At 57.8% G+C, this 13,648-nt stretch carries 9 protein-coding genes; 4 read left to right on the plus strand and 5 right to left on the minus strand.

Annotated features, from left to right (window positions below; translation table 11 throughout):
- Positions 1 to 139: 139 nt before the first annotated feature.
- Positions 140 to 1,528 carry a T9SS type A sorting domain-containing protein gene (locus IPP95_07590; GenBank protein QQS74057.1) on the plus strand — a complete coding sequence of 463 codons (1,389 nt, stop codon included), beginning with the start codon at positions 140 to 142 and terminating at the stop codon, positions 1,526 to 1,528.
- 118 nt (positions 1,529 to 1,646) lie between these two features.
- Positions 1,647 to 2,756 carry a hypothetical protein gene (locus IPP95_07595; protein QQS74058.1) on the plus strand — a complete coding sequence of 370 codons (1,110 nt, stop codon included), beginning with the start codon at positions 1,647 to 1,649 and terminating at the stop codon, positions 2,754 to 2,756.
- 48 nt (positions 2,757 to 2,804) lie between these two features.
- Here the strand turns inward: IPP95_07595 and lnt are convergent, their stop codons facing one another.
- The 3 genes from lnt to IPP95_07610 form a co-directional block, all read right to left on the minus strand.
- The gene (gene lnt / locus IPP95_07600) at positions 2,805 to 4,478 is read right to left on the minus strand and encodes an apolipoprotein N-acyltransferase (protein ID QQS74059.1); all 1,674 of its coding nucleotides are present in this window, start codon (positions 4,476 to 4,478) and stop codon (positions 2,805 to 2,807) included.
- 208 nt (positions 4,479 to 4,686) lie between these two features.
- Positions 4,687 to 9,756, minus strand: coding sequence for a hypothetical protein (locus IPP95_07605; protein ID QQS74060.1), 5,070 nt, complete (start codon positions 9,754 to 9,756; stop codon positions 4,687 to 4,689).
- Positions 9,756 to 10,790, minus strand: coding sequence for a PorV/PorQ family protein (locus IPP95_07610; protein QQS74222.1), 1,035 nt, complete (start codon positions 10,788 to 10,790; stop codon positions 9,756 to 9,758). Before IPP95_07610 ends, IPP95_07605 begins: the two co-directional genes overlap by 1 nt.
- 7 nt (positions 10,791 to 10,797) lie before the next feature.
- Here IPP95_07610 and IPP95_07615 point away from each other — a divergent pair, with 7 nt between their 5' ends.
- Together IPP95_07615 and purS are read left to right on the plus strand one after the other, a co-directional pair.
- Positions 10,798 to 11,715 (plus strand): CDP-alcohol phosphatidyltransferase family protein, encoded by a 918-nt coding sequence (locus IPP95_07615; protein ID QQS74061.1) that lies wholly within the window; start codon positions 10,798 to 10,800, stop codon positions 11,713 to 11,715.
- On the plus strand, positions 11,712 to 11,966 hold the full coding sequence (purS, locus tag IPP95_07620) for a phosphoribosylformylglycinamidine synthase subunit PurS (GenBank protein ID QQS74062.1): 255 nt from the start codon (positions 11,712 to 11,714) through the stop codon (positions 11,964 to 11,966). Before IPP95_07615 ends, purS begins: the two co-directional genes overlap by 4 nt.
- 11 nt (positions 11,967 to 11,977) lie before the next feature.
- Here purS and IPP95_07625 read toward each other — a convergent pair whose 3' ends face one another.
- Together IPP95_07625 and IPP95_07630 are read right to left on the minus strand one after the other, a co-directional pair.
- Entirely contained in the window at positions 11,978 to 12,574 is a 597-nt protein-coding gene (locus IPP95_07625; protein ID QQS74063.1) for a leucine-rich repeat domain-containing protein, read from the minus strand.
- A 2-nt stretch (positions 12,575 to 12,576) separates the two neighbouring features.
- On the minus strand, positions 12,577 to 13,512 hold the full coding sequence (locus IPP95_07630; GenBank protein QQS74064.1) for a bifunctional riboflavin kinase/FAD synthetase: 936 nt from the start codon (positions 13,510 to 13,512) through the stop codon (positions 12,577 to 12,579).
- Positions 13,513 to 13,648 lie beyond the last annotated feature (136 nt).

The raw sequence follows: 13,648 nt of genomic DNA on the forward strand, positions 1-13,648 counted from the left end.
CTTCCCAGCCCCCTTAAGCACACCCCGGTTCCGCAGTACGGCGTTGTTCACACGGAATTGTTCTCAAAATACGAGGCGGAAGGGAAAAAGATATGGCCGGATGGCACGTAAAGACAATTCAGTTAACTTTGGCTTGCCCATGCAACGACTCATACTCCTGCTTTTAGGTGCTTCCTTCGGCCTGCTCTGCCAAGCACAAAATCCGGCACGGCTCGTTTTCAATAGCGCCGCCACCACCGTGAACAATCATCCGTTCGTGGTCTTCAACCCGGACAATGACCCGGCCACGAACCCCGGCACTTACTTGGTGATCGACAACTCCAATGCGAATGCCATCACGCTGGTGGGAGTGGTCACCGCCGATGTCCCGATCATTAAAAGCGAGACGGAGGTGAACAAGATCCGCTGGGCCACGGGGGCGGCTATCGGTACGTACATCGTGCCCTTCTCCACCGGCACCACCACGGCGGGCGTGGCCATGCCCCTCACGGTGCAAAAGACCACGGCAGGCACCGGCGCGGGTTCACTCATCTTCTCCACCTACAACAGCTTGGGCAAAACGACCGGCTCTCCAGTGGCCACCGGTTGGAACAATAACAACTACCGGCCTTCGGACGTCACGCATATGCTGGATGAACCCACGGGGTTGGCGAACAATTCCAAGAATGCGATCGACCGCTTTTGGATCATCGATGCTGGGGAAGGCAGCTTTGCCTACACCGCCAAACCGGCGGTGAACATCACCTTTGGATTTGATCCGAGTGAGTCCGATATCAACGGAGTCACCGGAAACAACCCTGTGCTCAATTCCATCAGCAATACCAACTTGGTGGCTCAACGGTTCAATTCGTTAATAGGCTTCTGGTATGATATCCTGCCCATGGGCACTCAAACATCCACAAAACAGGTTTCCGGCGTAATCCCTCCCACCCCAGCATCCTTTTTCCGTAGCTGGACCTTGTCGAACACCTTACAACCACTGCCCATCACCTTGGTGGAATGGGACGGCCAATGCGAAGACAGGGTGGTTAAATTGACTTGGACCACGGCCTCCGAGCAGGACAACCACCTCTTCACTATCGAGAAAAGCCGCGATGCCAGTGAATGGGCCGCCATCGGCACCGTGCCCGGGGCAGGCAACAGCAGCAGCATGATCAGCTATTCCTTCACCGATGACGGCGCACAGGGCCTCGCCTACTACCGCCTGCGCCAAACGGATATCAACGGCACCAACACAGTAAGCAATGTGATCGCGGCCGGTTGCGGCACGGATAACGGCATCGCCATCGTGAATGCTTGGGATGACGGAGACTACCTGAACCTCGTGGTCTCGTCCACCTTGGACGCCGTCTACGACCTCACGCTGATGGACGCGCAAGGCAAGTTGATGACCACCCGCGCCTCTCAGGTGATCAACACCGGCTCCACCACATTACGGGTGGACAAGCGCGGCATCGCCACCGGGATCTATATGGTGCAGTTGCTGAACAGCACCAACGTGATGTCACGAAGGGTGCATTTGGATTGACTGAACCGGCTCGTGATAGCTGCTTGAACGGCGGTCGCGGAGGTGGCATTTGTCAAGTTTGCCACGGTCCAACCTCACTTTGACGCAGCGTTACGGGCACTGCGTAGGTTCGTGGCGCATGTCAACCGATCCTGTTCGCAACCCGTTCCGATCGCGCTTCCGCATCGCCTTGCCTCAAAGGCTTTGGTGGATCTTGGCAGCGCATGGCCTGCTGCTATTGGGCATCTGGTCGATCCAAGGCATCCTTACGGACAAGGAAGCCTTGAAATACCTCGGCTGCGCCAGCGATGTGCTGGGCGGTGACGTTACCGGCGACCTGCTCAATCGCTACCGGATGTACGCCACCTACATCCTGTTCCTCGTCCCCTTCATTGCTATTGGAACGCCCATGCTTGCCGTGGCGGTACAGATCGGCGTAGGCATTTGGGCCGCGTGTACGCTTCGGCGCTGTGTCCTTCGCCTTCACGGAACACCCGTTCAGGCCGATCTCGTGTTCGCGCTCTTCCTCCTTGCGTACCCGATCCAGATCTGGACCTTGGCCTTGTACAGCGAGTCCTTCTTCGTGAGCCTCTCGGTCCTGTTCCTCGGTGAGGCCTTGCGCATTGACCGTCCGTTGTTCCGGCTTCTGATCTTGGCGATGTTGTTGTCCTTCGCACGTCCGGTCGGCATCCTCTTCACGGCGCCGGTGCTGGTATGGAGGGTGTTGGAGAACAGCGGTCGCACTCGGACCAATTGGATCTGGGCCATGGGCGCGGCGGTTTTGCTGGCCATCCTGTTCCTGCCCGTCCATGCCTTGGACCAATTACGGGTGGTGGTGGAAGGTCATGCGATCGGCGGTTTTCCGAAATACCCGAATGCCGGATCACTGTTCCATGGCGGCACCTTGGCCGCTGCGCAAGCACAACTCATTCATGACAACGGCATAGGCACGTGGGCAGGACTCGTTCTGGAGCGGATCATGTGGCTCTTCAGCCTTTGGCGTCCCTACTTTTCCAACTTCCACAACGCCCTGACCGTTCCATTTCTGGTACTCTATCCGCTGGCACTGCTCACTGTTGTCCGGCGCTGGAAGATACCGTTCGTACAGGTGCTCGCCGTCATTGTGTTGTTGAATGGTGCGGTGGTGGGCCTCACCTACGCCGAATGGAACGGGCGCTTTCTGGTGCCGCTGCTTCCGGTGATCATGCTCTTGGCCGTACTCTCATTTCCGGGAAGGAGGTGGCTGTGATAGAGTCTGTTTTTCAGCTTTTCTCTTTCCCGTTTCAGCTTTCCTCTTTCAGCTTTCCCTCCGCCCCCGCAACATCATTCCCCCGGCCAATACCAGCAATAACACGGACACACCGTACGCGCCCTTGCCGATGTAATCCCCGTGCTTCACATAGAAGGTGAGGTCGGATCGTGTATGCACGGAGGCACGGACGGTAGCCTTGACCCACCACGCTGTTTCGTGGTGCATGTCGCCACGCTGATCGATGATGCAGGAGATGCCGGTGTTCGCGCAGCGGGCCACATCACGGCGTGTTTCCACGGCGCGCAGCTTTCCATAGAGCAGGTGCTGCTTGTAGCCCGGGGTATCCCCCCACCAGCCGTCGTTGGTCATGACAACGATGAGGTTGGCACCGTTGTGGACATGCGCCGCCACATGGTCGCCGTAGATACTTTCGTAACAAATGGTGGGCGCGACGCCGACACGCTTGTCGGTGCTCCAGATCACGGAGCGTTCCTCCTGTGTGCCGAGACTTCCCGTGGTGCCACCCAGATCGAGGGCCAGATCGCTCAACGGTCCAAGCACCTCCTCGAAGGGCATCAACTCCACACCAGGCACCAGTTTGGACTTGTTGTAGACCTCAAAACTGCCGTCGGAACGGACCATCAAGGCTGCGTTGTACGCATCGTAAGCGCGGTCCATGCCTTCCAGCAGCCGAGCGGAAAAGGGATGCGGTGCCCCGGACGGGTATAACCGCGCCGCAGCCATTCCGGATATGAGCGAGGTGCCAGGGTGATCCTGCAGAAAATCCCGGATCCGCTGCAGGCTGATACTGTTACCCATGTCGTTCTCCCAAAGCCCGTGGAATACCAAGCGCCCGTTCACGTTCTCCAGTATGGGCGGTTCCTGCAAGGCGGTCTCCGGCATCACCACCAAGGCCGTTGTGCTGTCCACCAAGGGCGCTGCCTGCGCCAACATGCGCTCTAATTGGGCCAAAGGGTCAACCGCGCCGAATTTCTCGGTGTAGGGGTCGATGTCCGGCTGTACGAGCACCACGCCCACCGGCACGCCCTGCTCCTTGAACGTGGCGTAGCGCAACAATGAGAACACCAACGGGACGGCGATCACCAGGAAAGCCCGCATTGCAGGCCCGCTGATGAGGCGACGCCCCTTCCCTGCACCTTTCAGGGCCACCTCCAGCACCAGGATATTAGCGGCCCACACCCAGATGGTGCCTCCAAGGTGCCCAGTGATCTCGTACCACTGCACCCAGGTGGTGTGCGCGGCGAACACGTTGCCAAGCGTGAGCCACGGCCAACTGAGGTCCCAGTGCATATGGAAGCGCTCAAACGCGACCCAAAAGACCAACAAGGCCCATCGCGCTCCGGGACCTCCGAGCCCGCGCCGTGCGACCCGGAACAACAGCCATGGCACGGACATCAACAGCATATTGCCCACGTTCGGCCCGATGAGGGTGAAGAGCCGGGTCCCGGTGGGTTCGCTTACACAGAACAGCCACCAGGTAGTGGCCAAGTTCCACACGAGAAGGGCCAACATCACGTAGGGCATGAAGTTCCTTGGCCGTTCACCTTTCGGGCTTCGGGCATAGCGTTCCTCCGCCCAGAGCAACGGGACCCACGCCACGAAGATCAGCGGTGTGAGGTGGCCGACCGCAGGCCAGGCCAAGGCCAGAAGCACGCCGGTAAGGAGAGCGCAGCGGAGGTAGAAGGGGCGGTGCCGCATGGTGCCGAAAGTAGTTGCCGAAGGGAAACCGGAGGCACCGGTCAGGTTCTATCACAAATGACGCTAAGAACGCAAAGTGATGGCCTCGACCAAGAATTTACCTTAGGCATTGATGCTAGGATCGGAACACCGGTCGCTTCCGATAGAATTGATCAGCCCTTTCAGCGTCCCTGACTGCCGCAGGCATGCACCCGTGTTCTATTCCCCCCTACCGAAGCAAGTACATCTTGCCGAAGCCCTTCTTGAAAAACGAGCCGGCTCCGCCATCGCGGTATTCAATGTCCTCGCCATGAAGCTGGGCCATCACGCGATAGAGGTATACGCCGCGCGCCAGGCGGTCCCCGAACTGGTCGGTACCGTCCCATGCGAAATCCGTGATGTTGCGACCTACGTGCATAGGCCCCATTTCACTCATCGGCACCTCACGCACCACGCGGCCGCTGATGGTCATGATCTGGATGCGCATGGCTGTTGGCACCTCATGCCCGGTGAGCGTGAAGACGAAGCGCGTACTGGTGGTGAACGGATTGGGGTAATTGAGCACCTCGGTGAGCGTGGGCCGGTTGATCACCTCGAATTGCACGCTGTTATCACGGTCCCCGCTGTTGTTGCGGCTCTTGTCGCTGGCCCGGACAGTGAGCTGGTACTTGCCGTCTTGGGTGAAGTTCGGACGATAGAACACCTTACTCACATTGGCCGGACCATTGGCCGGGACGAATTGAAGGATCTCCTGGCCGCCTTCCCTGAACCAGATGCGCTTCACCGTGCCGGAGGGATCCGTGAGGAAGACCTTGAAGAATGCGGTGTCCGAAGGTTCATTCAGCAAGAGGGCCTGGTTCTCATCGTCCAAGGTCACTTGGATCTCCGGTTTCGCGCTCACGATGTCGCCGTCCAGGATATGGATCCCGTCAAAGGTGACATCGAGCACGGGATTCTCGATGTCCTGCTGGGTGAAGAACCGCAGCACGGCGATGTTGTTGAAATGATACTGCTCGGGCTGGTCGTAGAATTGGGTAAGTGTATCCACCGGGTTGGCCTCTATGCGGATGGAGTTGGGACCGGGGAACTGCTGTGTGTCAAAGCGGATGGTGTCCTGCAGAACGGCGCCCACTGGCAATGGCGCGTTGTACTTGTAATGGACCAGATGGCTCTGGTTGGTATGGTCTGATACCCACGCGGCCATGAGCAGGCTGTCCATGGGCACCTGGCCGATGTTGCGGACGGTCACCATCACCTCGCCCTGCTGTCCTTGGAAAATGCTGTCCATGTGGACATAGTAACCCGCGGGCGGATCGAGCGCACACTCGGGGGCGGGCGTGCCTAGGAGCTGCCAGCGCCGAAGCTGGGAGGGGTATTGAACATTTAGCGAATCGTTCCAGAAGCGTCCCTTCAACCGGAGCTGTGGGAATTGTTGCGCTGTAAGGAACGGCTGTAGGTCGATATCACCGGTTGGTCCCGAAAGGTCCAACAGGGGTTGCTCCGCCAATTGGGGCGTAACACCCATCAACTGCACGCGTGAACTGTCATAGGGCTGCAACGGTCGGAGCTTCCAGCTAAGGGACTCCCAACTCAGGGCGTGATTGCTCCGAGGAGCGAGGATGGAGCCGCTGCGCGGGTTTAGCTGCATGTGGGCCGTCATATTGATCAGCGCGTCAATGCTGTCCCCCCATACCTCTTGGATCGAGGTGGGGTCGCCTTTCCTACAGAAGAAGATATACGGCACGCTGTCCTGCACGGTCCCGTTGGCGAGATTGGCCGCGCCCAGCTCCTGCAGCACCGGTAAGGCATTGCTTGCGTCCAGCACGCTGCGGGTGAGATAGAGATAGGTGTGCACCAGCACGTAGTATCCATCGGGGATCTCATTGGAGAGCATGTTCGCCATGCTTTCCATCATTGTAGGATTGTTGCAATAGAAAATGAAGCTGCCTTCTTGGCGATCTTTACATGCTCCGTTCTTGTTCTTCTGCCCGTAATCACGTCCAACGCCATTGTACAGGGTCATCCAGGTGGTGAAGTCGAAGGGATCCACCACGCTCACGTTCATCGAGGGGTAGGGCCCACAACCTTGGCCCTCCTGCTGATAGATATCCTTGGTCCAGGAGCATTGGATGTAATTGGCACCCCGTACTTCGCAAGTGATCTGGTGATTGCTCGAAGGATAGGTAAAGTTGCGGGTCGGACGGTCGTATCCGATCAGGTTGAAGTCATCGTTCTTGAACTGGAAGAAATGGGCCTGGCCCCAACCCTGTCGACCGTTGATGTGCTGGAAGGAGAACTCGTGCCAATTGTAGTTGCCTTGTCCCGCGCTGTCCAAGGCGCAGCGCCAGAAGTAGACCGTGCTGTCCTGCCCGTTGGTCTGTGCGTAGATGGAGGTGGGCTGCCACTGGACTACACCACCGGGCGCGGTGAGGGTATGCTGCTCCATCACCGGGCTGTTATACAGATCGGTGGTGTCGATCTGAAAGATATAGTTACGGGGAGGTGCGAAAGGGTCGCCCGTGCTGGCTTTTAGCATAGGTGCGTTGTCGGATAGGATCGCAAAGTCATAGGGGTCCACCGGCAGCAGGTCGCCCGAATGGATATTGATCTGGATGGTGGCCTTGTTGTTCGCCTCCTCCTCCTCCTCCGGGATCAAGTCGGGGTCCAGATCGATGCGCACCCGAAGTTCATTCAGCCCTTGACCACTGTTTCCAGCGGCGGTGGGCAAGGTGAAGATCACAGTGTCCTGATAGGAAGTCATACTGACCTGCTGCAAAACAGGAGGGAGGGTGAGACCTTCGGAACTTAGTGTGCGCTCCAGCGCTACGGAGAACGGTTGATGGGTGCCCCTGCCATTGTTCCGGAAGACCACCCGGACCTGAAAGGAGTCCACGTCGGCGGTCACCTGTTGGGGAATGGTGGTGACATCCGCCTGGGTAACCTCCAGATCGGCCAGCTTCGGCGAGTTCATCACCAGCGTGGGGTCGCCATGCAAGGTCATGGTCTCCGCACTGTTCAATGATTCGATTGTCCCTTGGGACAACTGGTCCTGCACGGCGAAACGCATGTGTTCTCCGATGGTCTTGCCGTAGTTCACTTGGCTGAAGCTCTTGTAAAAGTCCCGGGTGTAATCCCTGAGATAAGTGGAAATGCCCACATCCACGGTTGAAAGGAAGGCTACGGCGCCGGCATTATGGTGCAGCACGAACTGCTCGCTGGCGCTGGACGCATCATAGAGGTGGATGTTGCCCGTATAGCAGGAGTTCCCGATCATGGTGGGGAACTTGCCGTGCCAGTCGTAATTTACGGGGTTGTCGATGGTGATGTCGAAGCCCGCCCCGAAGGCATGGGCGAAGAAGGTCATCAGGGTCACTCCGTTCGCGATGAGGTCGTGGACGCTGTCGACAGCGGCCTGCTCGATGATACCTGAACCGCTCTTATTGAAGCGGGTGACATGGCCAAAGAAGGAACTGTCCTCGGCCAACACCCTGAAGCTTTCCAGCGCCGAACCGAACTGAGCGTACTCCCAGGATGTGTTCCCCCCCCTGAAATGAAGGATGTTCTTCATCCATGCTGCGGGCGACTGGCTTTCCACCGAGTCCACCTTGGCGAGGTAATCCAATACTTCAGTGGGGTTTTTCGCGGCTAAGCGGCCCACAGGCACAGAGAGGTAAGTGGGTTGGGTTCCAGACAAGTTGAGCCCGAAGAGTATATCACTGTTGGGCCAACCGATGGTGGGCACCAAGCAGGCAGCCGATGCCAAGGGGTCCTTCCGGTAGCCCTTGTCATAAGGTAGACCTCCCGTTGCGGGAGCCCTCACGCTTTTCCCGATGAGGAAGAGGGCTTGTGGGTGTGAAGGTGCATGATCGTACACATATCGCAGGTAGTTGCGGATCGCCAAGGGATGTTGGCGCACGCCTCCGCCGAACTGGTCGTAGAGCTGTTCCACATCGGCCAATACGGTGTTGTACCGGTTATGTGCGTTCGTTTCCCGGTAGGACGCATACTGCGCCGCGGCCGACATCAACGTGGGATGGGTTACGATGACCAGTGCGGAATCCGAAAGATCCAGCCCGGGATCGGGGAAAGTGCCCGTACCATTCACCGGAGCCATCGGTCCGATCGGGGCAATGTTGTAGGCGCGCGTCACATTCACGCGCATGTCCTGCGTATTTGGCGGGAGGACCGCTTGGAAGATGTTCGAGCTTGAATTCGATGGCTTCACCCGGTGCAAACCGTCAGCCGCCCAAGCGTATACCACCGTATTGGGAACGGAAATAAAAGCGATCACGGTACTATCGGGGGCCGTCTGCCCGGGGATCTCAAGGTCCACCACCACAGGTATTACAAAACCGCGCGGATAGCGGATGCTGTACCATGCAGGCGCAAAGGCATCTTTATAGCCTGTGGGCAGGTCCGGCAACCCATATACCGCTGTCGCATCAACCGACGTGGTCGGCATTGTCATTGTGGACGGTGCGAACTGGTAGGTATACTTCAGCAGTCCATATCCATTGAAGATGGTGTCCGTAAGCACCGTGCCCGCATGCGCCACCCTTAAGTGATGGTCAGGGTAATTATTGCCACCGGAGTTATTGAGGCTCGCCAATACCAATCGAAAGGTCGAATGTGGTGCATCAGTCCCCGTATACAGGTCAGGGACGGCCAAGGCGTAGTTTCGGGTCATGTCCGCCCCGGAGGCCTCAATGTTCACGCTGTGGAAATATCCTTCGGCCTCGTTGATCATGGAGGTGGATGCCCCCAAGGATGTGCGCTTGCCCGTTTGGTAGATACCGATGGTATTGATAAAGGTGGTGGCCCAAGACCAGGTCAGTGGCGTGTAGGCAGCCCAGTTCGTGCTTCCGCTCTCAATGGTCCGCTTCGCCTCGGACCCCGGATCCCAAGTGAGGTAGTAGCGGATGGTGTCGTTATAGAGTGAGTAGTACGGATTGTTGATGTGTGCCGGATCATCCCACAGGGTGCTGTCCAGCCATGCGTCATTCTTCGCACCGTAGAATTCGATGTAGTCGGTGGTGTTGAACACCCCGTCCTGTTCACCTTCCACATGGATCGGGACCTGCCGTCCACGGGCATATAGCTGAATGGTGCGTGGGTCGACGGTCGCCACCGGGAAGCCCGCATTGGCCAAAGCGGTGGAATCGATCTTCCGCATGCCGTCCTGCCAGATCTGGAAGTACCAGTATTGGCGGTCGTAGTGGATCCACTCGTTGCCGTAAGGTTGTGCGCCGGCCCATGAGGCCAAGCTCAACAACGCAGCGATGAGCAGTCCTTTTTTCATTACCCGCCTGTTTTTTTAAAGAGGTCGAACCGCAGCGAGAACACGTTGGAGTACAAGGCCACGCTGTTGTCTCCGATGTCGGTGAGCGCATAGTCCAGGGCCACGCTCTTGATCTTCAGTCCCACACCGATGTTGGGCTGGAAGTTCAGTGTCCGCTTATCGTTGATGTCGGTGACATATTGAAAATTGTTCACCCCGGCACGGACATACACGACATGCGCATAGCCCAGTTCGATGCCAAGGCGAGGATCACCGCTCCAGGTACTGGAAGCGATCAAGGTGTTCCGTTTGCCGTCGAAGGTGTTCTCCATGTTCACCTCCGCGAGCAGGTCCACCTTACTGCCAATACGGAACTGGCGGGCAACGCCAAGCACCAAGCGGGGCAAGGTCACTTCCACGCCGTTGACGGGCAACTCGTTCCCGGTCTGGGCGAACACGTCCTGGGTGCGTTGGTCCAAGGAGTAGCTCCAAGCGTTGAAGGTGCCGGTGATATCCCGGCCCATCGCCGCCAAACGCCACTGTCCACGATCATACTGCAAGCCCGCGTCAAGGCCGAAGCCCCAAGCCTTGGCGAACGGTCCCACCTTCCGGTAGATCACCTTGGCGTTGGCCCCGAAGCGGAGCCCGGGCACCTTCAGTTTGCGGGCGTAGCTGATCAGGAAGGCATTGTCCGCTGCGGAAAAGCTGGTTATTCGGTCGTAATCGAGATTCCCGTTATTGTCGATCAGCTCAGTGGTATTGGGGATGTCGTCCACACCGAAGCGGATGAAGGAGACCCCGATGACACTGGAGGAATCGATGGGTTTCGCGATGGCGATATAGTCGTATTTGGCGATGCCCGCGAAGTATTCGCTGTGCATGGCGCCCACCTGCAGATCGCCGCGCACGCCCAGAAGGCCTGCAGGATTCCAATAGCCTGCAGTGACGTCGTTCACCGCGGCGACATGGGAATAACCCATGCCTAAGGAACGCGCCCCCACGCCGATGGTGAGGAACTCGTTGCTGTACTTGGGCGCGTCCTGCGCATGGGCCATGGTGAACATGAGCGAGACGAGCCCGATGGCCGCCATCCTCCAAGAATACCCTCCTGCTAAGATCATAGTGTGCATGTTAGACGCATCCTCTAACAGAAGGTGGCCTGCATTATTGCCCGAAATTACCCAACTTCGGCCCGCTTTGACACGCCTCCCCCGTTTGCCCGATCTGCTGACCACCGCGAACCTATGCTGCGGGGTGGCCTCCATTCTTCTCTCTTCCCAAGGACAATTGACGATCGCGTGTTGGTTGATCTTTCTCGCGGCGCTTTTCGATGTATTCGACGGGCTGGCGGCGAGAGCATTAGGCGGGGGCACGCCGCTGGGCGCTCAGCTCGATAGTTTGGCGGACATGGTGAGCTTCGGGGTGGCTCCGTCGTTCATTCTGTGGACCTCTTTCATTACACAGGCGTTCAACCCGGATCCCAAATTTTTTACCGGGTTTTGGATGAATTCCCAACCGGCCTGGGTCATAGGTTTGGCCGCTGTGGTCCTGTGTGCCGCTTCCGCATGGCGATTGGCGAAGTTCAATGTTGACACACGTCAAACCCATGGCTTTTTAGGGTTGGCCACGCCAGCTAATGGCCTTTTCTGGGTGAGTTCGGTCCTTGTGGTCTCCGGATCGGGGCTAACACCCTTAGCGACCGGACATGGGTTGAAATTCCTATTCTCCATGACCTTTGCCTCCGATCCCCGGATCGCACTTTTCATCGCATTGATCATGGGTTTTCTCATGGTTTCCGAGATCCCCCTCCCCAGCCTCAAGTTCAAGAACAAGGGCTGGAAAGGCAACGAGGTCATCTTCCTGTTGATCGGCCTTGGAATAATGCTGGCAGTGCTCTATGGCATCCTCGCCGTTCCCCTGCTGCTACTTTTGTACCTGCTCAGCCCGATCTGGGGTAAGCTCTTTCCCAAGACGACATGAAAACTTTCCACGCCTCCATCAATGTGATGCCCCACGACAATCTGCTGGACCCGCAAGGGAAGGCCGTTAGCGGCAGCATGAAGAACCTTGAACTGCCCGAGATCACCGGGGTGCGTATCGGTAAGCACATCACTTTGCAGGTGGAAGCCAAGGACAAGAAGACCGCCGAGGCCAAGGTGGACCAAGCCTGTAAGAAGCTGCTCGCCAACTTGGTGATGGAGAAATACAGCTTCTCGGTGACAGAAGGTTAGATCGGTCGCTCTCACTTCCCACAGTCGCACGGCTGGGAGAAGTAGATCTTCACTGAAGGCAGAAGAGCGGTGATCCGGTCCATCTCACCTTGTGAGAATTGGATAACCCGCAGATCCATGAAGCGCAGAGCTTTCATATCGCTGATCTCGTCCGGGAACTCACCGAGGTCGTTGCTCCAGAGGTCCAATGAGAATAATTCGCTAAGGCTACCCAAGCAGACGGGCAGTCCTTCGATGTGATTTTGGTGGAGGTCCAGCCGCTTGAGGTGTTTCCACTGGCAAATACTGTTGGGGATCTTGGTGAACTTGTTGCGCCCGGCACTGAACTCCTGCATGTACCGCAGTTCGTTCATCCAGCCGGGCAGGTCCTTCAACTTGTTGCGTCCAAGGTCGAGGGCATTGAGGTTCTTCAGCTGGCGGATCTCCTCGGGCACCACCTTCAGCTTTTTGTGGGAAAGGTCGAGGCGGTAGACATTGTCAGGATCTTGCAGTGCGCGTTGGATACTGCGGAATGTGCGAACGGTGTCCAGCGCGGTCTGGGAAAGCAATTGGGCTTGCACCGCATGACCAAAAAGCAACAGGAAAAGGAGGAGCAGGAAGTTGCGCATGGTCAAATATCTCCAAGAACGCGCAGTGCGTCCACTTTATCCTGTGCGATCCGGACTTTCATGGCTTCCATGCTCCCGAAGCGCAGTTCATCCCGCAACATATGGTGCAAACGCACGGTGATGGCCTCACCATATATGTCCCGGTCCAGGCCGAAGAGATGGGCCTCCACGGTGCGTTCCCCGTGCTCCTCCACGGTGGGGCGTACGCCGATGTTCATCATGCCCTTGAATTCGCCATGACCGGTGGTGGCGGTGACAGCATAGACGCCATTGCCGGGAACGAGCTTATAGGGGTCGATCCCGCCGATGTTGGCCGTGGGCCATCCGATGGTGCGCCCGAGCTGCTTTCCCTTCACTACAACGCCGCTGATCATGTAGGGATAGCCAAGTAATGTGTTTGCCAGGGCCACATCGCCCGCCAGCAGGGCCTCGCGGATCTTCGTGCTGCTCACCTTCACGTGGTCGATCTCCTGCGGCGGGATCTCTTCCACCATAAAGTCATAAGCCTCGCCGAGCTGGCGCAGGAGGCCGATATCGCCTTCGCGGTTCCGCCCGAAACGATGGTCGTAGCCGATCACTACCGCGTGGATGCGGAGCTGGTCCACCAAGAGGTCCCGCACATATTCCAAGGCATGCATGCGGCTGAACGAGCGGGAAAAGGGCACCACAAGAAGATGGTCCAAACCTGCTTTTTCGAGCAGTTGTTGCTTTTCGGCCGGGGTGTTCAGCAGACGTAGATCGTTGTCAAAGGGGTAGAGCACCATCCGCGGGTGCGGGTGGAAAGTGAACAGGACGCTCTCTCCACCTTCACGCTCTGCAACCGCTTGCAGGCGGTCCAGGATCACCTGATGGCCGAGATGGACCCCGTCGAAAGTACCCGTGGTGAGCACAGGGCGCTTCACCCCTTGGAAAGCCGCAAAGTCGGTGTGGATCTTCATCGTGCGCCGGGGAACCGTGGAACATGTCGGCAGGACCCGGTAGATCGCAAAGCTCGGAAGCATACCTCTAGTCACGGTATCATGGGTTCGGAAACACCCCCTTCCACTTGTTGATGAAGGCGGCGGATCCGGACCA

The sequence above is a fragment of the Flavobacteriales bacterium genome (genome assembly GCA_016700415.1).
Taxonomy (GTDB): domain Bacteria; phylum Bacteroidota; class Bacteroidia; order Flavobacteriales_F; family PHOS-HE28; genus PHOS-HE28.